Source organism: Nocardia colli (assembly GCF_008704205.1).
Taxonomy (GTDB): domain Bacteria; phylum Actinomycetota; class Actinomycetes; order Mycobacteriales; family Mycobacteriaceae; genus Nocardia; species Nocardia colli.
The window spans coordinates 1-25495 of the sequence record NZ_VXLC01000030.1; the positions used below are offsets into that span (position 1 = coordinate 1).

23 protein-coding genes are annotated in these 25495 nt (G+C 67.7%); 11 read left to right on the forward strand and 12 right to left on the reverse strand.

The features are described from left to right. Positions 1-449: 449 nt before the first annotated feature. From F3087_RS39555 to pcaC, 10 genes are all read left to right on the forward strand, one after another. Positions 450-1487, forward strand: coding sequence for an alpha/beta hydrolase family protein (locus F3087_RS39555; RefSeq protein WP_191094367.1), 1038 nt, complete (start codon positions 450-452; stop codon positions 1485-1487). A gap of 152 nt (positions 1488-1639) precedes the next feature. Beyond that, positions 1640-2869, forward strand: a complete 1230-nt coding sequence (locus F3087_RS39560; RefSeq protein ID WP_150407299.1) for an MFS transporter — start codon at positions 1640-1642, stop codon at positions 2867-2869. Beyond that, positions 2866-4047, forward strand: a complete 1182-nt coding sequence (locus tag F3087_RS39565; RefSeq protein WP_150407300.1) for a 4-hydroxybenzoate 3-monooxygenase — start codon at positions 2866-2868, stop codon at positions 4045-4047. Before F3087_RS39560 ends, F3087_RS39565 begins: the two co-directional genes overlap by 4 nt. A gap of 25 nt (positions 4048-4072) precedes the next feature. Beyond that, positions 4073-4897, forward strand: a complete 825-nt coding sequence (locus F3087_RS39570; protein WP_150407301.1) for a CoA transferase subunit A — start codon at positions 4073-4075, stop codon at positions 4895-4897. Beyond that, positions 4894-5640 (forward strand): CoA-transferase subunit beta, encoded by a 747-nt coding sequence (locus tag F3087_RS39575; protein WP_150407302.1) that lies wholly within the window; start codon positions 4894-4896, stop codon positions 5638-5640. Before F3087_RS39570 ends, F3087_RS39575 begins: the two co-directional genes overlap by 4 nt. Beyond that, complete coding sequence (locus F3087_RS39580; RefSeq protein ID WP_150407303.1) at positions 5637-6818, forward strand: thiolase family protein; 1182 nt, start codon at positions 5637-5639, stop codon at positions 6816-6818. The genes F3087_RS39575 and F3087_RS39580 overlap by 4 nt, the downstream gene beginning before the upstream one ends. Next, positions 6815-7555 carry a protocatechuate 3,4-dioxygenase subunit beta gene (gene pcaH, locus F3087_RS39585; protein ID WP_150407304.1) on the forward strand — a complete coding sequence of 247 codons (741 nt, stop codon included), beginning with the start codon at positions 6815-6817 and terminating at the stop codon, positions 7553-7555. The genes F3087_RS39580 and pcaH overlap by 4 nt, the downstream gene beginning before the upstream one ends. Beyond that, on the forward strand, positions 7548-8072 hold the full coding sequence (gene pcaG, locus F3087_RS39590; protein WP_150407305.1) for a protocatechuate 3,4-dioxygenase subunit alpha: 525 nt from the start codon (positions 7548-7550) through the stop codon (positions 8070-8072). The genes pcaH and pcaG overlap by 8 nt, the downstream gene beginning before the upstream one ends. Next, the gene (gene pcaD / locus F3087_RS39595; protein ID WP_150407306.1) at positions 8065-8844 is read left to right on the forward strand and encodes a 3-oxoadipate enol-lactonase; all 780 of its coding nucleotides are present in this window, start codon (positions 8065-8067) and stop codon (positions 8842-8844) included. Before pcaG ends, pcaD begins: the two co-directional genes overlap by 8 nt. Further along, positions 8841-9224 (forward strand): 4-carboxymuconolactone decarboxylase, encoded by a 384-nt coding sequence (gene pcaC / locus F3087_RS39600; RefSeq protein ID WP_150407307.1) that lies wholly within the window; start codon positions 8841-8843, stop codon positions 9222-9224. The genes pcaD and pcaC overlap by 4 nt, the downstream gene beginning before the upstream one ends. On the opposite strand, the gene F3087_RS39605 is transcribed toward pcaC, so the two are convergent. From F3087_RS39605 to F3087_RS39625, 5 genes are read right to left on the reverse strand one after another with little or no spacing between them, the layout of a single operon-like run. Further along, complete coding sequence (locus F3087_RS39605; protein WP_150407308.1) at positions 9221-10669, reverse strand: NAD-dependent succinate-semialdehyde dehydrogenase; 1449 nt, start codon at positions 10667-10669, stop codon at positions 9221-9223. The genes pcaC and F3087_RS39605 overlap by 4 nt on opposite strands. Continuing rightward, positions 10662-11954: an aminotransferase family protein gene (locus F3087_RS39610; protein WP_150407309.1), complete on the reverse strand. Its 1293-nt coding sequence runs from the start codon at positions 11952-11954 to the stop codon at positions 10662-10664. The genes F3087_RS39605 and F3087_RS39610 overlap by 8 nt, the downstream gene beginning before the upstream one ends. Then, the gene (locus F3087_RS39615; RefSeq protein WP_150407310.1) at positions 11951-13186 is read right to left on the reverse strand and encodes an MFS transporter; all 1236 of its coding nucleotides are present in this window, start codon (positions 13184-13186) and stop codon (positions 11951-11953) included. Before F3087_RS39615 ends, F3087_RS39610 begins: the two co-directional genes overlap by 4 nt. Continuing rightward, positions 13183-14445: a 5-aminolevulinate synthase gene (hemA, locus tag F3087_RS39620; RefSeq protein WP_150407311.1), complete on the reverse strand. Its 1263-nt coding sequence runs from the start codon at positions 14443-14445 to the stop codon at positions 13183-13185. The genes F3087_RS39615 and hemA overlap by 4 nt, the downstream gene beginning before the upstream one ends. A gap of 38 nt (positions 14446-14483) precedes the next feature. Next, positions 14484-16202: an acetolactate synthase catalytic subunit gene (locus tag F3087_RS39625; RefSeq protein WP_150407312.1), complete on the reverse strand. Its 1719-nt coding sequence runs from the start codon at positions 16200-16202 to the stop codon at positions 14484-14486. Between the two features lie 130 nt (positions 16203-16332). Between F3087_RS39625 and F3087_RS39630 the strand changes: the two genes are divergently transcribed. Then, positions 16333-17211, forward strand: a complete 879-nt coding sequence (locus F3087_RS39630) for a LysR family transcriptional regulator (RefSeq protein WP_150407313.1) — start codon at positions 16333-16335, stop codon at positions 17209-17211. Here F3087_RS39630 and F3087_RS39635 read toward each other — a convergent pair. The 7 genes from F3087_RS39635 to F3087_RS39665 are packed head-to-tail and all read right to left on the reverse strand — an operon-like array spanning position 17208 to position 25367. Continuing rightward, the gene (locus F3087_RS39635; RefSeq protein ID WP_150407314.1) at positions 17208-18032 is read right to left on the reverse strand and encodes a hypothetical protein; all 825 of its coding nucleotides are present in this window, start codon (positions 18030-18032) and stop codon (positions 17208-17210) included. The genes F3087_RS39630 and F3087_RS39635 overlap by 4 nt on opposite strands. A gap of 46 nt (positions 18033-18078) precedes the next feature. Further along, positions 18079-18852, reverse strand: coding sequence for a bestrophin-like domain (locus tag F3087_RS39640; RefSeq protein WP_223885701.1), 774 nt, complete (start codon positions 18850-18852; stop codon positions 18079-18081). 13 nt (positions 18853-18865) lie between these two features. Then, positions 18866-19942 (reverse strand): polyprenyl synthetase family protein, encoded by a 1077-nt coding sequence (locus F3087_RS39645; protein ID WP_150407315.1) that lies wholly within the window; start codon positions 19940-19942, stop codon positions 18866-18868. Next, positions 19939-21063: a flavodoxin-dependent (E)-4-hydroxy-3-methylbut-2-enyl-diphosphate synthase gene (gene ispG / locus F3087_RS39650; RefSeq protein WP_150407316.1), complete on the reverse strand. Its 1125-nt coding sequence runs from the start codon at positions 21061-21063 to the stop codon at positions 19939-19941. Before ispG ends, F3087_RS39645 begins: the two co-directional genes overlap by 4 nt. Beyond that, a complete protein-coding gene (gene ispH, locus F3087_RS39655) occupies positions 21060-22013 on the reverse strand; it encodes a 4-hydroxy-3-methylbut-2-enyl diphosphate reductase (protein ID WP_150407317.1) in 954 nt (317 codons plus the stop codon). The genes ispG and ispH overlap by 4 nt, the downstream gene beginning before the upstream one ends. Next, the gene (locus F3087_RS39660; RefSeq protein ID WP_150407318.1) at positions 22010-24316 is read right to left on the reverse strand and encodes a terpene synthase family protein; all 2307 of its coding nucleotides are present in this window, start codon (positions 24314-24316) and stop codon (positions 22010-22012) included. Before F3087_RS39660 ends, ispH begins: the two co-directional genes overlap by 4 nt. Positions 24317-24344: 28 nt before the next feature. Then, the gene (locus F3087_RS39665; protein ID WP_150407319.1) at positions 24345-25367 is read right to left on the reverse strand and encodes a polyprenyl synthetase family protein; all 1023 of its coding nucleotides are present in this window, start codon (positions 25365-25367) and stop codon (positions 24345-24347) included. Positions 25368-25495 lie beyond the last annotated feature (128 nt).

A 25495-nucleotide genomic window follows, 5' to 3' on the forward strand; every position in this document is an offset into this window, starting at 1 on the left:
ATGGAAAACGAGGGGGAGCCCGGTAAGGGTAGTGATCTTTGGCGATCGAGTCGGGTCAACATGTCGTTCGGGTGATTCCGGGTGAGCCGAAGGTCGTTCGCGTGCATCGAGTCGAGTCAAATGGTCGTTGGCGTGGATTGAGTCGAGTCGAATGGTTGCTGTTGAAGATCAATTAGCGACCATTTGACTCGACTCAACGAGTCGGCGTTGCCGCTATGAGGTCAGGGCGCTCGAGCTCCCGGTTTCTCGGTGTCGCTCGAGGTCGGGAGTGGTTCGCCGGTACTGGATCGGGCTCCCACTCTGGTGTGACGACGGTTGAGATCGGGGTCCATAGCGTCTCGCGTATGCGCTCACGTCGAATGCTTGTGGTCTCGATTGGTCTGGTGGCTGTGGTTGTGGCGGCCTGTGGGGGTGTGGCTGAGTCGGATACTTCGGTGAAGGCTTCCGCTGTGGCGATCTCGTTCGGTGACTTCGTCTCGAAGGGGGAGGTGACCTACCCGGATGGTGATCGGCCGGCGCCGCTTGTTGTGTTGGTGGGTGGGTCGGGGCCGGAGGATTTGAATGCCGACGATGCGAGCGAGGGGGCGACCTCGCGGGGGCATTTGTTTGCGGATATCTCCAGTTCGCTTGCGCGGCAGGGGTTTGCGGCGTTGCGGTACAACAAGCATTACGTCAACGGGCTCGGTGAGGTCGATCCGCGTTTTGCTACCGATCTCACGATGACGCAGCTGGTCGATGATGTTCGTAGTGCGGTGCGCGCGGTGGGGAACGATCCGAGGATCGACTCGCGGCGGGTGTATCTCTTCGGGTGGAGCGAAGGTACGACTGTCGTGGCAGCGGCGGCGCAGGGAATGCCGAATCTGTGCGGGGTGATTGTGCAAGGGGCGGTGGGCATTCCGTGGCGGGACGGGTTGATCGCGCAGTGGGAGCGGGTTGTGCGCCCCTATCTGCGGAACTTCGCTGTCGATGGGTCGGTGGGGGCGGCGGAACTGCGTCGGGCGTGGCATGGGGATGGTGGTGTGGTGGCGCACGAACTCGTCAGTGTGCTGGCGGACGACATCGAATCGGAGCAGTCCGCGTTGAACCCGGCGTTTGATATCGACGGAAACAGCCGCATCGATCTCGACAACGAACTACCCACTGCGGCAGTGAAGTTCGTCGATGAACAGCTGGCCGGCGGGATCTTCCACCTCTACGGCGCCCCCTCCACGCTGCCTGACGTCAGCGCTCAGGCCGCCGCGCTTCGGGACATTCCGTTTCTCACCTTGCACGGCGAGAACGACAGCAATGTATCGGTTGAGGCTGCTATCCGTATCGATAAAGCATTGGCCGACAATGGAAGTCGCGATCACACACTCCGCACCTACCCGCGCTCCGGTCATTCTCTGAGTGAAGCTGTCGACCTGCAACACGACCCGATCGGCCCCATTCAGCCGCAGCCACTCGCAGACCTCGGTCAATGGCTACGTAACCACGAGCAACGCTGACAGACCTTCGATTGCCACGAGTTGGCTCTAACACCCGAACCCTGTACATAGATGCCCTCTATGCAGAATAGGAAAAACATCTATTGGATTTCTGATCCTGTCGATCGTAGCGTGATGGCAATCACAAATGCTCTGCAGAATCGAACTCCACTATGAAGAAGTTGTTGTCCTGGTCGGCCGTGCTCTGTTGGCTGACCGTGCTGCTGGAGGGCTACGACCTCGTCGTTCTCGGCGCTGTCATTCCTACGCTCATCGATCAGAAGCACATCGGATTCACCGCGGCCAGTGCGACTTTCGCCGCGACCATCTCGCTGGTCGGGGTGGCGATCGGCGCGACGGCCTCGGGGCCGATCGCGGATCGATATGGCCGCCGCCGGATGCTGCTCTGCTCGATCGCACTGTTCTCGCTGTTCACCGCCGCAGTTCCGCTGGCCGGTTCGGTAAGTGTCTTCGCCGCGTTCCGGCTGATCGCCGGACTGGGGCTCGGTGCATGCCTGCCGACCGCGTTGACCTTCATGGCCGAGCACATGCCGCCGGCGCGGCGCGCGTTCGCCAGCACGATCACCATGACCGGCTATCACACCGGCGCGGTCCTCACCGCGTTGATCGCGTTGCGCGTCATCCCGCATTGGCAGCCGCTGTTCTATGCCGGCGGCATTGCCGGACTTCTGCTGCTGCCGGTGATCTGGGCGAAACTGCCCGAGTCCGAGGCCTACCTCGCGGCCAAGGAAGCGCCGACCCGGGTGCGGCCGACCGTGTTGCTGCAACCCTTGTATCTGCGTGCGACGCTAGGTGTTTGGGTCGGCTCGTTCATGGGGCTGTTGCTCGTCTACGGCTTGAACACCTGGCTGCCGAAGCTGATGCGCGACGCCGGATACAACATGTCCACCTCACTGACCGTCCTGCTGATGCTGAACATCGGCGCGGTCATCGGCCTGCTGACGGCCGGAACCCTGGCCGATCGACGCGGCATCAAACCGACGGTGCTCGTCTGGTTCGGTGCGGCGGCGGTGTTCCTTGCCCTGCTCAGCGTCAAGATCTCGAGCACCGTGCTGCTCAACGCGCTGGTGCTCGTCACGGGCATCTTCGTGTTCTCTGCTCAGGTACTCATCTACGCGTACGTCACTCAGGCCTATCCGGCCGAAATCCGCGCCACAGCCATGGGTTTCGCCGCCGGCGTCGGACGGCTCGGCGCAATCTTCGGCCCGACCATCACCGGCTGGCTCATCGTCGTCGGCTCCGCAAACCCCTGGGGCTTCTACCTTTTCGCCGCCGTCGCGGGTATCGGGCTGCTCGCCATGGCCGCGGTGCCACGCACCACCGTCGACGGTCTCGTGCCGGTCGAGTCCCCGCTGGCCGAACGCGAGGTCCGCCCGGCATGACGACTACCCGCACCCAGGTGGCGATCGTCGGCGCGGGCCCGGCCGGCCTGCTGCTGTCGCATCTGCTGCACCGCACGGGCATCGAGAGCATCGTCATCGACAACCGCGGGTACGAGCAGATCGCGGGCACCATCCGGGCGGGGATCCTGGAGGCGGGTTCGGTTCGGCTGCTGGTGGATTCGGGGGTCTCCGATCGCGTGCTGACCGAGGGCATGCGGCACGACGGCGTCGTGCTGCGCTTCCACGGCGAGAACCATCGGATCGACTTCCAGGACCTGGTCGGCGAATCCGTCTGGCTGTACCCGCAAACCGAGGTCTTCCTGGACCTGTCGGCGCGGCGCGCGGCCGACGGGGGAGACGTGCGCTACGGCGTGACCGACACGGTCGTCGACATCGCCGGTGCCCGCCCGGTCGTGACGTTCACCGAGTCGGACGGCACTCGGGTGGAGGTAGCGGCGGACCTGCTCATCGGCGCGGACGGTTCCCGATCGATGTGCAGGCACGCCTTTCCGGCGGGCGTGCGCGACGAATGGTTTCGCGAGTATCCGTTCGCCTGGTTCGGGTTCCTGGTCGAAGCCCCACCTTCGCACGACGAATTGATCTACACCCGTTCGGATTTCGGATTCGCACTGATCAGCCAGCGCACCTCGACGATGCAACGGATGTACTTCCAGTGCAGGCCCGACGAGCGCCCGGAGGACTGGGACGACGACCGGATCTGGACCGAAATGCGAAAGCGAGTCAACGGCAACGGCTTCGAACTCGCCGAGGGCCCGATCAGCGCGAAAACAGTGCTGCCGTTCCGCTCGTTCGTCACCGCGCCGATGCGCCATGACAAGCTGCTGCTCGCCGGCGACGCAGCCCACACCGTCCCGCCGACCGGTGCGAAAGGCCTGAACCTGGCCCTCGCCGACGTAGCCGTGCTGGCGGAATCGATCGCCGACTTCTACGGCACCGGCGACGCCGACGTCCTCGACCGCTACACCGAACGCGCCCTGGACCGGGTCTGGCGCGCCCAGCACTTCTCCTACTGGGCGACCACGATGCTGCACACGGCCGCCGACGCGTCGCCCTTCGATCGGCAGCGCCAGCACGGCGAACTATCGATGCTCACCGGATCACGCCACGGCGCAGCGTATTTCGCCGAGGCGTACACCGGCTGGCAGCACCCGAAATAGACCCTACGAAAGCAAAGGAGTGATTGTGGCCCGGATTTCGTCCTTGGCGGACGCGGTGGCGGAGCTCGTCCACGACGGCGACATCGTCGCCCTCGAGGGTTTCACGCATCTGATCCCGGTCGCGGCCGGGCAGGAGATCATCCGGCAGCGCCGGCGTGAGCTGACCCTGGTCCGGATGACCCCGGACATCGTCTACGACCAGCTGATCGGCGCCGGGTGCGCGGCCAAGCTGGTGTTCTCCTGGGGCGGCAACCCGGGAGTCGGCTCGCTGCACCGGTTTCGGGACGCGGTCGAGCAGTCCTGGCCGCGCGCGCTGGAGATCGAGGAGCACAGCCACGCGGGCATGGCCAACCGGTACGTCGCCGGTGCTTCTGGTCTGCCGTTCGCGGTGCTGCGCGGTTACGTCGGCACGGATCTGCCGTCGGTCACCGCGACCATCAAGCCGATCACCTGCCCGTTCACCGGTGAACAGTTGACCGCGGTGCCCGCGATCAACCCGGATGTCACGGTGATTCACGCGCAGCGCGCGGACCGGGCCGGGAACGTGCAGCTGTGGGGCCTGCTCGGCGTGCAGAAGGAAGCCGTGCTCGCCGCACGACGCAGCCTGGTCACCGTCGAGGAGATCGTGGACGAGCTCACCCCGATGCCCGGCGCGATCGTGTTGCCCGCCTGGGCGGTGACCGCGGTCGCGGAGGTGCCCGGCGGTGCGAATCCTTCGTACGCGCACGGGTATTCCGAACGAGACAACGCCTATTACGCGGCCTGGGACGAGATCAGCCGGGATCGAGGACGATTCGCCGACTGGCTCCAGGAGCACGTGTTCGCCGACATCGCAGGGAGCGTGGCATGACCGAGGTGACCTCGGACCAGACGATGACCGTCGCGGCCGCGCGGGCCTTGCACGGCGGCAAGCGCTGCTTCGTCGGCATCGGATTGCCTTCCACCGCAGCGAATCTCGCCCGCACCACGCACGCGCCGGAGCTGGTGCTGATCTACGAGTCCGGCACGCTGGGGTCCAAGCCGGGCCGGCTGCCCGCCTCGATCGGCGACGGCATCCTCGCCGAGACCGCCGACGCGGTGATCAGCGTGCCCGAGGTGTTCAACTACTGGCTGCAGCCGGGACGCATCGATATCGGGTTTCTCGGTGCCGCGCAGTTGGATCGCTTCGGCAACATCAACACCACCGTCATCGGCGACTACCGCCGGCCCAAGGTGCGACTGCCCGGAGCGGGTGGTGCGCCGGAGATCGCCGCGTCCTGCGGTGAGGTGTTCGTCGTCGTCCGGCAATCGCGCAAATCCTTCGTCGAGCGAGTCGATTTCGTCACCTCGTTCGGTCATGGGCGCGGTGGCGGCGAGCGTGCGCGGCTCGGGCTGCGCGGGGCGGGACCGACGCAGGTGATCACGGATCTGGGCATCATGCGGCCGGATGACGACGGCGAGCTGGTGCTTACCGCGGTGCATCCGGGGGTGACCGTCGAGCAGGTGCGCGCGGCAACCGGTTGGGAGCTGAAAGTCGCTGCCGACCTGGAGGTTACCGACCCGCCGACCGCCGCCGAACTCTCGGCGCTGCACACCTTGCAGGCGGCGTCATGACCGGCGCGTTCCTCTACGACGGCGTGCGAACACCTTTCGGCCGCTACGGCGGTGCGCTCGCCGGCGTCCGTCCCGACGACCTTGCCGCCCACGTCCTTCGCGCACTGGCCGAACGCACGGACCTGGATCCGTCGACGGTGGACGATGTCCTCTTCGGTGCCGCCAACCAGGCGGGTGAGGACAACCGCAACGTCGCGCGAATGGGCGCTCTGCTCGCCGGCTGGCCCACCTCGGTGCCCGGCACGACCGTAAACCGTTTGTGCGGTTCGAGTTTGGATGCGGTCCTGCACGCCTCCCGGTTGATCGAGACCGGTGATGCCGCCAGCGTCGTAGCGGGCGGCGTGGAATCGATGAGCCGCGCACCATGGGTGATGCCCAAGCCGCCCAAGGGATTCCCGGCCGGCGACGCCACGCTGCATTCGACCACCCTCGGCTGGCGCATGGTCAACCCGGCGATGCCCGAGAAGTGGACGGTGTCGCTGGGCGAGAGCACCGAGATGCTCGCCGATCGCTTCGGCATCGCGCGCTCGGCGCAGGACGAATTCGCTACGCGCAGCCACCAACTCGCCGCGAAGGCTTGGGACAACGGCTTCTACGACGACCACGTCGTGGCCGTACCCGGCACCGAACTCCGTCGTGACGAACCGATGCGACCGGACACAACGGTGGCGACCCTCGCCCGGTTGCGGCCATCGTTCCGCGAGCAGGGGACGGTCACCGCGGGCAACGCCTCACCGTTGAGCGACGGCGCCGCCGCGCTGCTGCTCGGCGACGAGAAGCTGGCCGATCGAATCGGCAGGGCGCCGCTGGCCCGGATAGCCGGACGCGGCGCGGCAGGCGTCGACCCCGACGAGTTCGGCATCGGCCCGGTCCAGGCCGCACGAATCGCGTTGCAACGAGCGGGAATCGGCTGGGGTGACATCGGCGTGGTGGAACTGAACGAGGCGTTCGCCGCGCAATCCCTTGCCTGCCTGAACGGTTGGCCCGACCTCGACCCGGAGCTGGTGAACGTCAACGGCGGCGCGCTCGCCCTCGGCCACCCGCTCGGCGCGTCCGGCGGTCGCCTGGTCAACCAGCTGGCCCGTGAGATGCGGCGTCGCGGCAGCCGATGGGGGCTCGCCGCACTGTGCATCGGTGTGGGGCAAGGCCTCGCCGTCGTCTTGGAGGCAACATCATGAACGCTCGACCGTGCGCGTCCCCGCACCTGACCGGCTACCGCCGTGATCCCGCCGGAACCCATCCGCCGCTGGACTTTTCCGACTACACCTCCACGGTGCTGCGCCATCCGCGCGAATCGCTGATCCTGTTGCCGCAGCGGCTGACCGAGCTCACCGGGCCGGTGTTCGGCTCGGATCGGCCGCGCCCCAACGACAACGACCTGACCGCGCAGCACGCCGACCAGCCGATCGGCCAGCGCATCATCGTGCACGGACGGCTGCTCGACGGCGACGGCAAGCCGATCCCGCACTCGCTGGTCGAGATCTGGCAGGCCAACGCAGGCGGGCGCTACCGGCACGACCGCGATCGCTGGAACTCCGCGCTGGACCCCAACTTCGACGGTGCCGGGCGCACCTGCACCGACGCGGCCGGGCGCTACGAGTTCACCACGATCAAGCCCGGCGCCTACCCGTGGCGCAACCACCACAACGCGTGGCGGCCCGCGCACATCCACTTCTCGCTGTTCGGGCAGGCCTTCACCCAACGCCTCGTGACACAGATGTACTTCCCCGACGATCCGCTGTTCTTCCAGGACCCCGTCTACAACTCGGTGCCCGAGCACGCACGCGAAAGGCTGGTCAGCCGTTTCGATTACCAGCGCAGCGAACCGGAACAGGCCCTCGCATTCGAGTTCGACATCGTCCTGCGCGGGCACGAGGCGACACCGTTCGAAGACGAGGAGGACGACGATGACTAGCGTGGGCAGCACTCCGTCGCAGACCGTCGGGCCGTATCTGCACATCGGGCTGATCGAGGACGACGGACCGTTCGCGGTGCCGTTGGGGACGCCGGGCGCGGTGTGGATCCGCGGGCGGGTGTTCGACGGTGCGGGCACGGCCATCGACGACGCGATGGTCGAGACCTGGCAGGCGGATCTCAGTGAAGCAGACAGTGGGAGAGCGGGTTTCGCGCGCAGCGATACCCGTCAGGGCGAATTCGCGCTGTACACAGTCGTTCCCGGTCCGGTGTGTGACGGCGCGGGCGGATCGCAGGCGCCGCACCTCGACATGTCGGTGTTCGCCCGCGGGCTGCTGCATCGACTGGTCACCCGGGTCTACTTTCCCGAGCACGCCGACCGGCATCCGACCGACCCGGTGCTGGCCACGGTGCCACCGGAGCGTCGGGGCACATTGATCGCCGTGCGCCAGGGCGACGGCTACGTGTTCGACGTGCACCTGCAAGGGGCCGGCGAGACGGTGTTCTTCGATGTCTGAGGCGGTCGAAGTCGAGTATCTCGTGGACGGACCGGCCGATGGTCCTTCCGTCGTGCTGAGCGGCTCGCTCGGCAGCGATATGCGGATGTGGGAACCACAGGTCCCTGCGCTCGCCGAGGCCGGTTATCAAGTCGTGCGCTACGACCATCGTGGCCACGGCGGTTCCCCGGTGCCGCCCGGACCGTATTCCCTCGCCGATCTGGGTTACGACGTGCTCGCACTGCTCGACCGGCTGCGCATCCGCCGGGCTCACTTCGTCGGCCTGTCCCTCGGTGGCATGGTGGGCATGTGGCTCGGCGGGCACGCGCCGGATCGGTGGCGCACCCTGACGCTGTGCTGCACCTCGGCCGAACTCGGCCCGCCCAGCGGCTGGGCCGAACGCGCCGCTGTCGTGCGCGCCCGGGGGACCGGAGCCGTCGCAGCGGCGGCGGTCGGGCGTTGGTTCACGCCGCAGTGGCGGGCCGCCCACCCTGAATCGACCGGTGGCTACGAGGCCATGGTCGCCGCCACACCCGCCGAGGGCTATGCCTCGTGCTGTGCGGCGATCGAAAAGATGGACATCGCGAAGCACCTGGCGACGATCAGCGCGCCGACGTTGGTCATCGCCGGCGCGGACGACCCGGCGACCCCGCCGCCGCACGCCGAGCGAATAGTCGAAGCGATCCCGGTTGCCCGTCTCGAAATCCTCAGTCCAGCAGCTCATCTGGCGAACGTCGAACAAGCGGACGCAATCAACGGCCTGATTCTCGGCCACCTGAAGGAGAATTCGTGAACGAGCGCGTACAGCACGGTGCTCAGGTCCGGCGCGAGGTCCTCGGCGACGCGCACGTCGACCGCGCCGAAGCCAAGACCACCGAATTCACCCGTCCCTTCCAGGAATACATCACCGAGGCGGTCTGGGGATCCATCTGGACCCGCCCCGGCCTGGACCGGCGTACTCGAAGCTGCATCACCCTCGCGGTGCTCACCGCCCTCGGCCGGCCCGAGGAGATCGCGATGCACGTGCGCGCCGCGATCGGCAACGGCGTGACCGCCGAGGAGATCGCCGAAGTCCTGCTGCACACCGGCGCTTACGCCGGTGTGCCGGCCGCGAACGCCGCCTTCGCCATCGGACAGCGGGTACTCGACGAACTCGACAGCCAGGAGGGCTAAGGCAGGGCGATGTATTTGGTCTCGAGGTACTCCTCGATACCCTCGGTGCCCGCCTCGCGACCGAGGCCGGATTCCTTGACGCCGCCGAAAGGGGCGGCGACGTCGGAGATCACGCCGCGGTTCACCCCGACCATGCCGGTCTCGAGGGCCTCGGCGACGCGCAGGGCGCGATCGAGGTCCTTGGTGTAAATGTATGCGGCGAGCCCGAACTCGGTGTTGTTGGCGGCGATGATCCCCTCCGTCTCGCCGTCGAAGCCGGTGATCGCGGCGACCGGGCCGAACACCTCCGCACGCAGGATGCGCGCGTCGGCAGGCACGTCCGCCAGGACCGTCGGTTCGTAGAAATAGCCTTCGCCCGCCACGCTCGCGCCGCCGGTGGTGACCCGCGCACCCTTCTCCTTCGCGTCACGCACCAACTCGGCGACCGTGCTGCGTTGTTTCTCGCTGATCAGCGGCCCGACCTGCACCCCGTCGAGGTGCCCGGGACCGATCGTCAACGCACTCATCCGATCGGTCAGTTCGGCGGTGAACTCCGCGAGGATCGCATTGTCGACGTGGAATCGGTTCGCCGCGGTACAGGCCTCGCCGGTGTTGCGCATCTTCGCCGCCATCGCGCCGTCGACCGCGGCGTCGAGGTCGGCATCGGCGAACACCACGAACGGTGCGTTGCCGCCGAGCTCCATCGAGGCGCGCAGCACGCGCGTAGCCGATTGGGCGAGAAGGATTTTGCCGACACCGGTCGATCCGGTGAAGGTGATCTTGCGCAGCCGGTCATCGGCGAACATCGGATCGGTGAGCGACGCGGCGTCGGCGGTCGGCAGGATCGACAGCACGCCCGGCGGCAGCCCGGCGTCGGCGAAGACCTGACCGAGCAGCAGCATGGTCAGCGGCGTCTCCGCGGCGGGCTTGACCACCATCGTGCAGCCAGCCGCGAGCGCGGGGGCGATCTTGCGGGTACCCATGGCGAGCGGGAAGTTCCACGGCGTGATGGCCAGCGTCGGTCCGACAGGTTGTTTGGTGACGACGATGCGGCCGGTGCCCGACGGTGCGTGCGTGTAGCGGCCGTGCACGCGGACCGCCTCCTCGGCGAACCAGCGCAGGAACTCCGCGCCGTAGGTGACCTCGCCGTAGCTCTCGGCCAGCGGCTTGCCCATCTCCAAGGTCATCAGCAAGGCGAACTCGTCGCGCAGCGCGATTGTCAGTTCCCAAGCGCGACGCAGGATTTCGGCGCGCTCGCGCGACGGCGTCGCGGCCCAGGAAGCTTGCGCCCCGGCGGCGGCGTCGAGTGCGCGAGCACCATCGGCCGCCGAGGCGTCGGCCACCTCGATCAGCACTTCGCCGGTCGCGGGGTTGAACACGGGGAAGGTGCGTTCCGCCGGTACCTGCTTGCCGCCGATCCACAGATCGGTGGGTACAGCGGCGAGCAGTGCGGCCATGTCAGGCATTCTCGGCTCCGATTCCGGAAATCGTGGTCAGCGTCTTGTCGAGTCGATCGGCCAGCTCGGCGATGACCTCCGGCGTGCTGTTCAGCGGGGGAGCCACCAGCACCGAATTGGTCGTCTTGCCGATACCCGCCGTGCAGAGCACGAGCCCGTTCGCCTTGGCGGCGGCAATGATTCGCTTGTTGGTATCCGCCGGCTGATCGGGCTGGAGGTGCAACGCCCGCATCAGCCCGATACCGGACTGGTCCGACAGGAGTGCCGGATAGCGGCCGCACAGGGCGGTCAACGCCTCGGCCAGCAGCCCACCCGTCACGGCCGCATTGCTCAGCAGCCCTTCGTCTTCGATGACACTCAGCACCGCGTTCGCCGCGGCACAGGCGAGCGGATTCGCGGACATGGTGTGCCCCAGCGCGATCGGCCCGAGCGGCTCCGCGATCGCGGCGGTAATGGTCTCGGAGATCAGGGTGACCGCCAGACTCGTGTAGCCGCCGGTGACGCCTTTGCCCGAGGTCAGAATGTCGGGAGCGATGCCGGAATGGTCACAGGCCCACCACTTTCCGGTGCGCCCGAACCCGGACATGACCTCATCGGCGATCAGCACGATCCCGTTGTCCCTCGTCTCCCGGCGCAGCCACTGCATCGTGTCGATATCGATCGGCGAAGCACCCGACGACGCTCCGCCGAGCGGTTCGATGACGATCGCGGCGACCTTGGACGTTCCGGCCGCGAGCAACGCCTGCGCCCATTCCTCGTGCGTAGCTCGCCGCCGACCGGGCTTGGGCCGCACCAGAACTCGGTTGGCGCTCGGCCCGAGCAGCGGCTCCACCGAGGGATCACGCTTGTTGGGACTACCGGTGATGGACAGCGCCGCCGCCGTCATCCCGTGATAGCTGGGCTCTTCGGACAGGATGACCGTGCGCTGCGGCTTGCCGCGCCGATGCTGGTAGGCGAAGGCCAGTCGCAGCGCGCATTCGTTCGCCTCGGAGCCGGAGTTGCTGTACTCGACCGCCGCGGTCTTGGCCGGCGCGATCGACAGCAGCCGCCCGGTGAGCCGCAACGCCGGCTCGTTGTGGAATTGCGTGCGGTGCACGAAGGTCAGCTGCCCGAGCTGAGTTTCGATGGCCTGCAGGACCTTCGGATGCGAATGCCCGACATTGACGTTGAGCACGCCGGAAGAGCCGTCGAGATAGTCGTTTCCGTCGGCGTCGTAGATGTAGGGACCCAGCGCCCAGGCGGCGACGGGGAGGGCGGCGGTACGGCTGGGTGCGGTAGCCGGAAAGGGAATCATGCTGGCTGACGGTCCTTTCGAATGAGCACGAGCAGCGCGGCGGCGACCACGGTCGCGGCCAGGCCGAGGAGGCCGGTCAGGCCGGCGAAGGCGGCGCTGCCGACGGTGAGCGTGCCGAGCAGGGTGGTGCCGATCGCGATGCCCGCGTTCATCATCGAGTTGTTCCAGGCGACGACGGACGCACGCTGGCTCGGATCGGCCGAGGAGAGGTAGGCCTGCTGGCTGGAGTAGAACGCGCCGCCGAACACGCACCACAGGGTCAGCGCCACCAGCGCGACGATCATGTTGTCCGTGCTCAAAGCCACTGCGGCACAGGGCGCGAACGCCGCGGCGGCGACGACCGACACCCACACGCCGCTCACCTTGCGCCGATGCAGGTGATCGAGGATGGTCCCGGTGCTCAGCGAGCCGATCAACGACCCCGCGCCCACGAGCAGTCCGACGAGACCGAGTGTGTTGAGGCTGAAGCCGAATCGCTGCGCGAAGAGCACGCCGACGAAGGTGTAGGCACCGAGGCGTCCCGCTTGCAGGAACAGCGTCGCGATGAGTCCCAAGCTGATTCGTGGTTGCGTCCACGGTGCCAGCAGGGCGGTGAAGCCGCGGGACTTCCCGGTCGCCGGGATGTGCTCGAGCCGCAGGTACAGCACAGCAGACACGGCCATCATCAGCACGCCGACGGCCAGGAACGGCCACCGCCAACTGGTCAGCGAGGCCAGGCCCGCGCCGAGCGGCACACCGAGCACCTGCCCGAGCGAATAGACGCTTGCGCCAAGCGAAATCACCCGGCCGCGCCGATGCTGCGGTGTCCGTTCGGCGAGATAGGCCCAGATGGCGGGCGCGGCGATCGCCGCACCGAGTCCGGTGATGCCGCGACCCGCGATCAGCATCGGCAGCGAACCCGCCGCCGCGCAGGCCAGGTTGCCGAGCATGAAGACCAGCGACCCCAGCAGGATCGACCAGCGCCGCGGATACCGGTCGGCGAGAATGCCGAACGGCGGCCCCGCGACGGCGTAGACGAGCACGTACGCGGTGACGATGGTGGCCGAGGCGGCCACCGACGCGTGCAACGACTGGGCGATACCCGGCAGCATCGGTGCGACCAAGTACATTTCGGCGCCCATGAGGAAGAACGCGGCGTACAGAAGTAGGTGCTGAGCCCACGGCGTCGGGGGCTCAGCCTCCGCCACCGGATGCAGGCTCCGGGGTGGCTTAGGCGCCGTCTCGACACTCATACCGAAACCTTCTCCAGCGCTTCGTGGGTGGCGATCGGGAGGACCGGACGGCGGGGCAGGTTCAGCCGCGACCAGACGGTGTCGATGATCTCGGCGAAGCGGTGCACGGCCGCGGGACTGTGGACCGGCGACGGGTTGATCCGGAGGCGCTCGGTGCCCCGCGCGACGGACGGGAAGTTGATCGGCTGGGCGTATTGCCGGTACTCCTCGAGCAGGATATCGGCCAGTTCTTTGCATTTGTACGGATCACCTACGAGCACGGGAACGATATGACTTTCGGTGGACACCAACGGGATTTCGGCGTCGGTGAGCAGGTCCTGGAGGAGCCGCGCCCGGTGGTGCAGCAGGATTCGCTCGTTGTCGGACTCGCGGAGGTGGCGCACGCTGGCCAGCGCGGCGGCCGCGAGAGCGGGCGGCATGGCGAGGGTGAAGATGAACGCCGGCGCGAAGCTGCGCACGGCGTCCAGGATCGGCGCGGGCCCGGTCAGGTAGCCGCCGAGCGTGCCGTATCCCTTCGCGAAAGTGCCCATCAGCAAGTCGACTTGGTCCGCGCAGCCCATGTGCGCGGCCATGCCGGAGCCTTCCGGGCCGTACATGCCGACCGAGTGCGCCTCGTCGACGTAGACCAGCGCGCCGTGCTTCTTGGCCACGGCACACAACTCGGGCATCGGCGCGACATCGCCGTCCATCGAGTAGATCGATTCGAAGGCAACGATTTTCGGGCGGTCCGGGTCGGTGGCCGCGAGCAACTCGTCGAGATGGGCCGGATCGTTGTGCCGGAAGATCCGCCGCTCGGCGCGCGAGGCACGCATGCCGAGGATCATCGACGCGTGGTTCTGTTCGTCGGAGAAGAAGATGGCGCCGGGCAGTTCCTTGCCGAGCACGCCGAGCACAGCGTCGTTCACCGCGTAGCCGGTGATGAACGTCAGGCCCGCCTCCTTGCGATGTAGCTGTGCCACTTCACGTTCCAGCAGGATGTGGGTGTGGTTGTTGCCGGAGATATTGCGCGACCCACCCGCCGCGACACCCGAGCGATTCACCGACCGGTGCATGGCCTCGACGACCGTGGGGAACTGGCCCATGCCGAGGTGATCGTTGCTGCACCACACCGTGATCTCGCGCAGCCCGTCGCGGTGGTGATGCACCGCGTGCGGGAATCGCCCGGCCAGGCGTTCGATTTCGACGAATGTCCGGTACTGACCCGACGCTCTGATGTCGTCGATTCTGCGCTCGAAGAAGGCCGTGTAGTCGAATGCCATGGGAGTCTCCGTTTTCTCGAAGTGTGTGATCTGTTCGGTCAGTTGAGCTTCTGGTCGATGAGGTGGTCGGTGAGGGCAGGGTTGGTATCCCAACCGGTGATGGGTGGGTAGGCGTCGGAGTCGGTGATGACGTCGAGCACGGTGGTGGCCGGATCGACGATCGCCTTCGACAGTGCTTCGCGCAGTTCCACATCGGTGTGGATGGTGTGCCCGTGCGCGCCGCAGGCGGTGGCGATCTGGGCGTGATCGACGTGCCCGAGTTCGACGGCCGAGGTGGGCCTGCCGAACTGGACGATTTCGGCGTGTTTCTGGTAGCCGAGAATGGCGTTGTTCAGCACCAGCACAACGACATCCAGGTTTTCCCGGACGGCGGTCTCGATCTCGGCCCAGCAGTGCGCGAAGCCGCCGTCGCCGACCAGGCAGATGACCGGCGCGGACGGCCGGGCCGCCTTCGCGCCGAGCGCCAGCGGCAGGCCCCAGCCGAGGCCGGCCATGCCGCGCGGCAGCAGGAAGCGCTGGCGATGGGTGGTGGCGCGGATGTAGTTGGCCACCCAGATCGAGGAGTAACTGGCGTCCGCGACGACGATCGCGTCGTCCGGCAGCAGGGTGCTGATCTCGTCGGCCACCCGTTCCGGGCGCAGCGGCCGTGCCGTCGACGTACGGACGGCCGCGGTGGTGGTCTCGAATTCGGCCCGTGACCTGGCGATCTGTGCGGTGATCGCGGGGCGGTCGGCGCTGCGCTTGCTCAAGTCGAGTTCGCGCAGTGCGGCCGCGAGGTCGTCGATGCCGGTCCGGACGTCACCGACCAGGCGCAGCGACGGGTAGTTGCGGCCGATCTCGGTCGGGTCGATGTCGAGATGGATGAAAGTGGCGTCCGCCGGGAACAGGCTCCAGCCGTCGGTGCCGTTCTCGTTGGTGCGCGACCCGGCGAGCAGGACCGTGTCCACCTCGCCGATCCATTCGCGCATTCCGTGCGAAACCCCGTGCGGCCCCATGTAATTGCCGATCACGCCGATGCTCAGGTCGGCGGTGTCCGGGACGACGCCCTTGCCCATCGGTGTGGTCGCGACCGGCAGTGACGCCAGATCGCTCAGCCGGGCCAGCGCGGCGCCCGCGTCGGAGGAGACCGCGCCGCCACCGGCGACGACGAGCGGCCGCTTGGCATTGGCCAGCAGGTCCGCCGCGGTGCGGACATTCGCCTCGGGCGGGCGGATCCGGTCGAGCGGGAACACGGTCGGGCCGAGGTGCTCGGGGGTGGGCGGGGCGGCCCGTTCGAGGACGTCCTTCGGCAGCATCAGCACCGCGGGACCGGGTCGTCCGCTGGTCGCCGCCCGGAAAGCCGCGTCGATATAGTCGTGCACCCGGTCCGGATCGTCGAGGCGATCGAACCATTTGGTGCAACCGGAAAACAGACTCTGATGATCGATCTCCTGAAACGCGTTTTTGTTGCGAATCGGGCTCGGCACGTCCTGAATGAAGGCGACCACCGGAATGGAGACCTTCGCGGCCTCGGTCAGCGGCGGCACGAGCAGCGTCGCCGCCGGGCCGTTCTGCGCGACCACGACGGAGCAATGTCCGGAGACCCGGGCGAATCCGTCGGCCATTGTGCCGCCTGCATTTTCCGTGCGGTAAACGATCTGACGGATGCCCAGATCCTCGGCCGCCAAAACCAGCAGCGACGGCAGGCTCTGCCCGAAGAATTCGGATATCTGCCTGGCCCGGAGATTCTCGGCTATGGCGGCGGCGACTGTCGGCATCGGGACACCTTCTCGCGGTAGCGGACGTGGACTGGATCGGTAGCTACAGTCTCGGCCCACGAAGAACGCCAGGTCCAATACGTATTTACTTCCCGTTGATAAGAAACTCTTATCTGGCTAGGCTGACCGCGTGGACGACCTACGTCGCGTTCGTTACTTCCTAGCAGTAGCCGAGCACCGACACTTCGGTCGCGCGGCGGAGGCGCTGCACATCACCCAGCCCGCGCTGTCACAGCAGGTCAAAGCCTTGGAGAAGGAGCTGGGCGTCGAGCTGCTCGCGCGCACCGGCCGTGGCTTCGTCATGACGCCGGCGGGTCTCGCGTTGCAGGCGGGCGCTCAGCAACTGCTCTCGGCCGCCGCTGACCTGGAGCGGACGGTCCGCGCGCGGGCCTCGGGCACGGCCGGCGAGCTCAAGGTCGCCTTCACTCGATCGGGCTCCGACAGCGATATTTCCCAGCGCATAAGGTCCTTCCGGAAGGAATTTCCGGACATCGATGTGTCGACCATCACCGGCTGGACGTCGTGGAATCTCGACCTGCTCGAATCGGGCGAGGTCGACGTCGCATTCGTGCGCGGCAATATCGCCCATCCGCGGGTCGAGACACATCTGATCGGGCTACAGGAAGCCGCCGTGGTGGTTTCCAAAGGGCACCCGCTGGCCGAAAAAGACGCCGTCGAAATCGGCGACATCGTCGACGAGCCGATCGTGCTCTGGTCCCGGCAGACCGGACCGGACTTCTACGACGAACTGGTCAGCCATATCTGGGGTGACGGCGCGCCGAACCTGGTCGCCGAGGAATCCGACGCCGAGCAGGTCCTCGACCTGGTGTCCAGCGGCACCGGAATCAGCGTGCTGGACCGGAAGCGCGCCACCCGCATCGCGCACGAAAACATCGTCGTCATTCCGTTCGGCACGAACCCGCCGCAAATCGCCATTCAGATCGCCTGGATGCGCGGCTCGGACGCGCCGGCGCTCGCGCACTTCCTCGAATGGTGGCGCCGCGCTTAACCGTGCCGGGTGCGTCGGACGATGGTCGCGCCGCGCACCGTGGTGATGATCGTGACCACCATGATCGTCAGCAACTGCATGATGTTCCACGCGACCGGGTCTGGCGTCGGCTCGGCCTCCGCCAAATAGGCTGGCGCAGGCTGGGTTCGGACGAGCGGCAGCTGCGGTGTGACCGGCGCCGGTTCGGGCTCTGGCGCCGGCGCCTCGACCGGCGGCGCCTCGAAGACCGGTACCGCGAGCGCCGGCGGGGCGAGCAGCAGCGGCAGACCGGGGAACGGCGGCAGGATGTCGCGCGGCCACAGCAGGCAGACCAGTCCGCTGCCGGTAGCGGCGCTGCCGACCACCACGCTGCCGAGCGCGGACCCGCTGGAGCCCAGCAGGCCGTGCGAACTGCCGGTCACCAGCCCGAGCAGAATCAGCGCGCCGCCGACCGCGACGCTGCCGGTGCACGCCGTCCGGACGTCGTCGGAGTCCGGATCGGGCAGTTGGACCGAGCCTTCGAGCCCGAGCTGCGGCGCGGCCGCCGCATCGACCGGAGCGGGTGCGGGTCGACTGGCCGGCCCGAGACCTAGTGGTGCGCCCACACTTCCGCTGCCGGCCGATCCGTTCCCCGCGGACGCGCTGCTCGGACCGAGGCTCAACTCGTTCCCGGCGAACGCGCTCCCGGTATCGATCTGCGCCGGAGCCGCACTGCCCGTGGCGATTTCGCCGATCGGCAGCCAGTCCGGCGGTACCGGGTCGGCGGCCGCGGACTGACCGGCGAGCAGCACCGCGGCGACGGGCAGCGCCGCCGCGATGACGAGTCCTCTGGTGTGTGCCATGCGCGCACATCCCTATCCGTAATCGATGATCGGGCAACGAGATTCGCTAGGTGATGTGCTGGAACCGGGACAGCGCGGAGGTGAAGGCGTCCTTCGGCACGATGTTCCCGCCGGAGAACGGCCGGTCGAGGCCGTAGATCGCGACGATCGCCGCGCCGACCACGATGCCGAGCAGCGCGGTCATCAGCAGGCTGCGTTTGGAGACGGCGACTCCGGAGAGCACCGCGGTGAACAACAGCAGGATGGTGGTGAACCACAAAGCGGTGTAAAGGAATCCGGGCATGCCGAGGTCGGCGTCCATCGACCGGTCGTGACGGGCCTGGGACACCGCCTCCAGCGCGGCGATCGCGCTGGCGCGCAGATCGGTGACGTTGTCGTCCGTCGACTGGATCGCCATCACGTTGTCCCGCAACGTATCCAGGGTGTCCTGGGTGGACTGGCTCATCCGGCCCTCGTTGTCCATCTCCGGCCATTCCACGGTGACGACCTGTTCGGTGTAGTCGTGGACCAGCTTCTGGATCTGCTGATGTTCCGGCTCGGGCAGCGAGTGCGCGGTCCAGTAGACGTCGATGAGCGCCTTGGACTCCGCGATGGTGTGGTTGTGCGCGTTGTCGTACTGCTGCCAGCAGATCACCACCACGAAGGCGGCCACGGCCATGAAGAGGGTGTTGATCAGGTCGACCACCAGGGTGCCCGGCGCCTCTTCCTCGTCCTGGCGCCACGATTCCGGCCGCAGCCGGTCGCCGACCACGAAGATGATGACCGCAACGATGCCGACGGCGACGGGCACCAGGATTTGCAGAATCAGCTCACTATCCATGACGCGGCCTTTCTTAGGTGTTCCTCGAGACGACAACGTCTGCGATGTAGCGCAGTGCTTGGCTGACCGCGGCCGGGATGGGTGCGTCGTCGAGGGCGCGGTTGGCCTGCGCCCATCGGGTGCGGATCATTGCTTCGACGCGGGGTCGTGCGGTGGCGGTGAGGATTTCGCGGCAGGTGTCGGCCTGCCGATGGTCGAGTTCGGGATTGCCGAGCAGGCCGAGCAGTCGCGCGGACTGCGCGGGGGTCGCGTGTTCCAGGGCCAGCGCGACCAGTGCGGTGTGCTTGCCGTCGCGCAGGTCCTCCAGATCGGATTTGCCGGTGCGCGCGGGATCGCCGTAGACGCCGAGCAGATCGTCCTGCAACTGGAACGCCTCGCCGACCGGCGAGGCGTAGGCGGTGAGTGCCTCGCGCACCCCGCGGTGGGCACCGGCGAGCACCGCGCCGAGTTGCAGCGGGCGTTCGCAGGTGTAGGACGCGGTCTTGTACCGGATGATCTGCAGCGCGCGGCCCAGGTCGCGGGAGGGGCGCGCGGTGGTGATCAGGTCCAGGTACTGGCCGTACATGACGTCCGCGCGCATGCCGTCGAGCACCGTGAGCGCCTCGGTGAGCTGAGTGGCGGTCAGCTGTGCGGTGTGCAGCAATTCGGCCGACCAGACCATGGTCAGGTCGCCCAGGACGATGGCCGCATGCGCGCCGAACCGGTCCGGCTCGCGGCGATCCCGATACCGGTCGGCCAGCGCGCGATGCACGGTGGGGTGATCGCGGCGGGTGCGGCTGTTGTCGATGATGTCGTCGTGGATCAGCACGGCGGCGTGGAACAGTTCGAGCGAGGCCGCGGCCCGCACGATCGACTGCGGGACGGGCATGCCGCCGCCGGCCGCGTGCCAGCCGAGGACGCAGAGCAGCGGGCGAATGCGCTTGCCGCCGGCGGACAGGAAGTCGAGCACGGTGTCGGTGAGTTCGCCGGGTAACGCCGGTTCGGTGGTGGTGGCCTTGTCCCGCAGGAAGTGTTCGAGCGCGTCGTCCACCCTGGTCCGGATGGCGGCCAGGTCCACGGGGGTGGCCGGCTCGGCGTGCGCGGTGGTCATGAGATCCCTTCCGCCGGTGCGTCTTCCAGCTCACTGGTCAGGGTGATGGCCTCAGCCAGCAGCGTTTCGACGATGAGGTGCTCGGGCACGGTGCGAATCACCTTGCCGCGGACGAAGATCTGGCCCTTGCCGTTGCCGGAGGAGACCCCGAGATCGGCCTCGCGGGCCTCGCCGGGACCGTTGACCACGCAGCCCATCACCGCGACCCGCAGCGGATGCGGGAACCCCTCGAACGCCGCCTCTACCTGCCCGGCCAGCCGGTGGATATCGACCTGGAGCCGGCCGCAGCCGGGGCAGGAGACGATCTCCAGCTTGCGCGGCCGCAGGCCGAGCGATTGCAGAATGTGACAGGCCGCCTTGACCTGATCGACCGGCGGCGCCGAGATGGACACCCGAATGGTGTCGCCGATCCCCTCGCCGAGCAGGATGGCGAACGCGACCGCCGATTTGATCGTGCCCTGGAACATCGGCCCGGCCTCGGTGACGCCGAGGTGCAGCGGATAGTCACAGCGTCGGGCGAGTAGCCGATTCGCCGCGATCATGGTGCGCGGGTCGTGGTGCTTGACCGCGATCTTGAGGTCGGTGAAGCCGTGCTCCTCGAACAGCGCGGCCTCCCAGAGCGCCGATTCGACCAGTGCCTCCGCGGTGGCGGAGCCGTGCTTGGCGAGCAACCGCGGATCGAGCGAGCCGGCATTGACCCCCACCCGGATCGGAACCCCTGCCGCCGCGGCGGCTTTCGCGATCTCACCGACGCGATCGTCGAATTGCTTGATATTGCCGGGGTTTACCCGCACCGCCGCGCACCCCGCGTCGATCGCGGCGAAGACGTAGCGCGGCTGGAAGTGGATGTCGGCGATCACCGGCAGCGGGGAACGCGCGACGATGGCCGGCAATGCGGCCACGTCCTCGGTCGTCGGCACCGCGACCCGGACGATGTCGCAACCCGCGGCGGTGACCGCGGCGATCTGTTGCAGCGTGCCGTCGATATCGGCGGTGCGGGTGGTGGTCATGGTCTGGACGGAGATCGGTGCGCCGCCGCCGACCGGGACGCCGCCGATGTCGAGCCGGCGGGTGCGGTGGCGCGGAGGCGCGGTCGGCAGGCCGAGATCACTGCTGGTCATTGCAACCTCCGGACGTCGGGCGGCGGGGCGAAGGTGATGTCCTCGACCGCCGTGACGTGTTCGCGAACGGTGAGCGGTCCCCAGGCGCGCAACGCCTCGAGCACCGCGTCGACGAGCACCGCCGGCGCGGAGGCGCCCGCGGACAGGCCGATGGTGTTCGCGGATTCGATCCACGCCGGAACGATCGCCGACGCGTCGTCGATGAGATAGGCCGGAACACCTTGGCGCTGAGCGACTTCCACCAGGCGCTGCGAGTTGGACGAATTCTCCGAGCCGATCACGAGCACGACGTCGCTCTGTCGCGCGACCGCCTCGACCGACTCCTGCCGGTTGGTGCTGGCGTAGCAGATGTCGGCGCTGCTCGGCCCGTGCAACTGCGGAAAGCGTTGGCGCAGTGCCTGAATGGTCTCCTCGGCCTCGTCCACCGACAGGGTGGTCTGGGTCAGATAGGCGACCCGGGTCTCGTCGGGAACCTGGAGCGCCGCGACCTCGGCCGGGCTGTCGATCACCAGGGTCACCTCGGGCGCCTCGCCCGCCGTGCCTTCGACCTCCTCGTGCCCGGCATGGCCGACCAGCACGACGGTGTTGCCGCGGGCGGCGTAACGCCGTGCCTCGGCATGCACTTTGGTGACCAGCGGGCAGGTGGCGTCGATCACCGTGAGCCCGCGTTCCTTCGCCTGCTCGTGCACGGCGGGGGAGACGCCGTGCGCGGAGAAGACGACCGTCGAACCCGGCGGCACCTCGTTGAGCTCCTCGACGAACACCGCGCCGCGTGCCGCCAGATCGGCGACCACGTGGGTGTTGTGCACGATCTGCTTGCGCACGTAGACCGGCGCTTCCCGATCCGGTGCGGCCAGCAAGCGTTCGACGGTGTCGATCGCCCGCTCGACGCCGGCGCAGAAAGACCTGGGCGCGGCCAGCAATACGGTTCTCCCGGGGGCGGTGGTCATGGCGACACCGTGTGCGCCATGTCGACCGGTGCGCGGTGCAGCCCGTCGATGCGAGCGGCTCCGGTACCGAGGCCGGTCGGCCGGGTGAAGCAGGGTGTCGGGCTGGGTACCGGAACCCGCTCGGTGGCAACCGCTTCGGACGGACCCGACGGCCGATAGCGGTCTTCGAGTTGCGCCTCCTTGTAGCGGCCACACGATTGGTGCCAGTGCACGATTCCGGCCATCCAGTCCTGGAGTTCGACCACGCGCCGGTCCAGCGAATCGCGCACGTCCTGGCCGAGCTCGTATTCCGCGTAGAGGGCGGGCAATTCGCTGCCGACGATCCGCTCGAACTGCTGCATCCGGGCGGTCAGCAGGTCGTTGACAATGGCGACGCCCGCTTCGGAATCGCAGTCGAAGAAGTTCTGCATGACCCGGACCGCATTGTGGAAGTCGCCTTCGTACTGTGTCTCTTTCTGATACGAGAACAGGTCGTTCACCATGGTGGCGTAGTCGCTCGCGGTGTGTTCCAGGTCCAGGACCGTCTGGGTGCGATAGACATCCGGCGGGACCAGATGCCCGTGCGAGAACCGGGACAGCGCCATGGTGAGATCCGAACCGAAGGTGCGGCGGCGCATTTCGACATAGTCGACCGGATCGGGAATGCGATTGGTGATGTAGTTGGCCACCTCCCATTCGCAGCTCTCCAGGAAAGCCACTACGGTCCGGCGGAATTCGCGCTTCTGCTCCCCGTCGAGAATGGCGGTGGTCCGGTGCCAGAGGTCGGCGAGACCGCGCTCCATCGCGTTGGTCGCAGGCGGGACCACCTCGGCCTCCAGCGGCATGAACGCCGAGAAGCGTTTGCCCTGTAACTTTGCCGCGACGATGTCCTTGTGCTGACCGAATACCTGCGGGTAGTAGTCGTCGACGTAGGTGCCCCAGGCGAGCCAGCTCGCCGACAGATCCAATTCGGCGGGCGTGGCGTCCGGATCCAAACCCGCTGAGCACAACGCGAAGTCGAACTCTTCGAGATCCACCGGTCGCCACAGCGCGCGGCCGCCCAGCTCCGGTACCGGGCCGTGGAAGCCCACCTGCTTGCCCCAGGCGATCAGGTTCGCGCGCGCCGCGTCGAGGTGTGGGCTCAGCTGCAATTGGTAGGGCAGATAGAAGTCCGGCAGCTTCGTCGGTCCGACTTTCTCGAACCGAGGACGCAGGAAGCTCTTCGCCCGGCCCGGCCCGAGGGCCTGCGTGGGAGCGAACAAATACACCGCGGAGCTGCCGAGCCCGACCGGCTTGAACAACCGGGGCAACGGATCGCTCGAAACCGAGCCGCCCTTGTTCATGTACCGGCTCGACCGCATGTGCCACTCGTGGCCGCCGGATTGCCAGTCCTGCAAGCCTTTCGCGTAGGCGGCGACCGCGGCCTGGTCCTGTGGGGTCACCGCGTACTCGGCGAACAGCATCGGCAGTTCGGTGAGCGCGGTGTGCTCGAACTGTTGCAGGCGCGAGGTCAGCAGATCGTTGACCACCTCGGCGGCCCGCTGCGTCTCGTAGCCGAAAAACTGTTCCACCACGAGGATTCCGTTGGCGTTCTCGCCCTCCTGCCGCACCTCGCGCTCGTAGGAGAAGATGTCGTTGCGCAGGTGCACGGCGTCGGAGAAGGTGTCGCGCAACACCTCCAGCGGACGGGTCGCGGCGAGCGCGGCCGGAATCGCCGCGCCGACCGCGTGTTCCACCAGATTCGCCGACCAGGGTGCGCCGCCGACCTTGCGCCGCATCTCGATGTATTCGATCGGATTCGCGATCCGGCCCTCGGTGATATTGGTCAGCTCCCACCGCGACTCCTCCAGCAGCGCGGTGGTTGTCGCGACGAAGCGCTGCCGCCAGTCCATCGGCATGGCCGGCACGGTCCGCACCCACAGGTCGGCGAGCCCGAGCTCGACCGGATTCGTCGGCTCCGGCAGCGGCCCGCCGGCCAGCGGCATGAAGTCGCGCAGGTGTTCCAGATACTTGCGCGCGCCTTCGGTATCCCTTGTCCGCTTGAACAATTCGAGGAAGTGATCGTCGAAATAGAACACCCACACATACCAGTCGGTGATGAGCGACAATTCCGCGCTGTCGCAATCGGGATGGGTGTAGGCGCACAGCAGGCCGTAATCGTGCTTTTCCAGGTCGTCTTCGTCCCAAATATGGTGACCCGCTTGGGGTTCGAAGAAACCCATGTCCTCGGCCCAGATCCGGGTGTGCGCGCGGGCGCTGTCCACGTGCGGGTTGAGCCTGGCCGGATACGGCATGTAGAAATCGGGAAGTTCGAAGGGCTGCATGTCATCTCCTCACGGTCGAACTCGCAGCTCAGTGGTTCCGGCGCGAAACCAGGCCGGCCAGCACCATCAGGTCCGCGGCCGCGGCGGGGTCGGCCAGTGCCGCGATGGCCGCGCGCACTCGGTTGTCGGCGAGCTGCTGGGTGTTCTGCCGCCCGCCGGCCGACTCGACCAGCGCGGTGGCCCGAGCGATATCCATAGCCGCAGGATCGCGGTCGTACATGGTCGCCAGCTCGGCGGCCGCCGCGGTGCCGGAGCCGAGGGCCGAGACCACCGGTAGCGACATGGTGTGGCGGGCAAGGTCACTCGTCGGTTTGCCGGTGACCTGCGGATCACCCCAGATCCCGATCAGGTCGTCGACGAACTGGAAGGCCATGCCCAGTTCGCGCCCGAACGTGTCCATCGCCGACACGGTGGCCAGATCCGCCTGCGCGCACAGGGCCCCGAGCGCGCACGCGCAACCCATCAGCGCGCCGGTCTTGCCCATGGCCATCCGCGCGTATTCCTCGACGTCGACGTGCCCACCGGACCGGAACCGGCAATCCTTGTGCTGGCCGTGGCACATCTCGATGACCGCCGATTCCAGCCTCGCCACGGCCGCCGTCGCCGTCCGGCCGGGCAAGCCGGTCACCAGGATTCGTCCCGCCAGGGCGTGCAGGGCGTCACCGAGCAACATCGCGTCGGGGATGCCCCACACCGCCCACACGGCGGGCCTGCCGCGCCGGATCTGATCGGCGTCCATCACGTCGTCGTGCAGGAGCGTGAAATTGTGCACCAGTTCCACCGCGGCCGCGGCGGCGCGCGCGGCCCGTGGGGTGGCGCCGCACGCGACGGCCGCGCAGACGGTCAACGCCGGCCGCAGCGCCTTACCGCCCGGCTGCGGGGTCGCGGTGCCCTCGGCGTCCCACCAGCCGAGGTGGTAGCCGCCCATCAGGCACAGCGGCTCGGGTAAAGAGGAAACTGCCTCGCGCAGCACCGGATCGCACATGGTGCGGGCGCTGGCCAGGATCTCTGTGGCCCGGTGGCTCGTCGCCGCCGAGGTGCTCTCGACCATCAGCACATACACCTTCCCTAGCGGTGTCCCCGGCGCGCCGGAATCCGGTCGCCGAAGACCTGGGAACGCCGCGGCCGCTTGGTGTTTCGTGCCGCCGCGGCGTCGAAGACATCGAGGTCGCTGAGTGT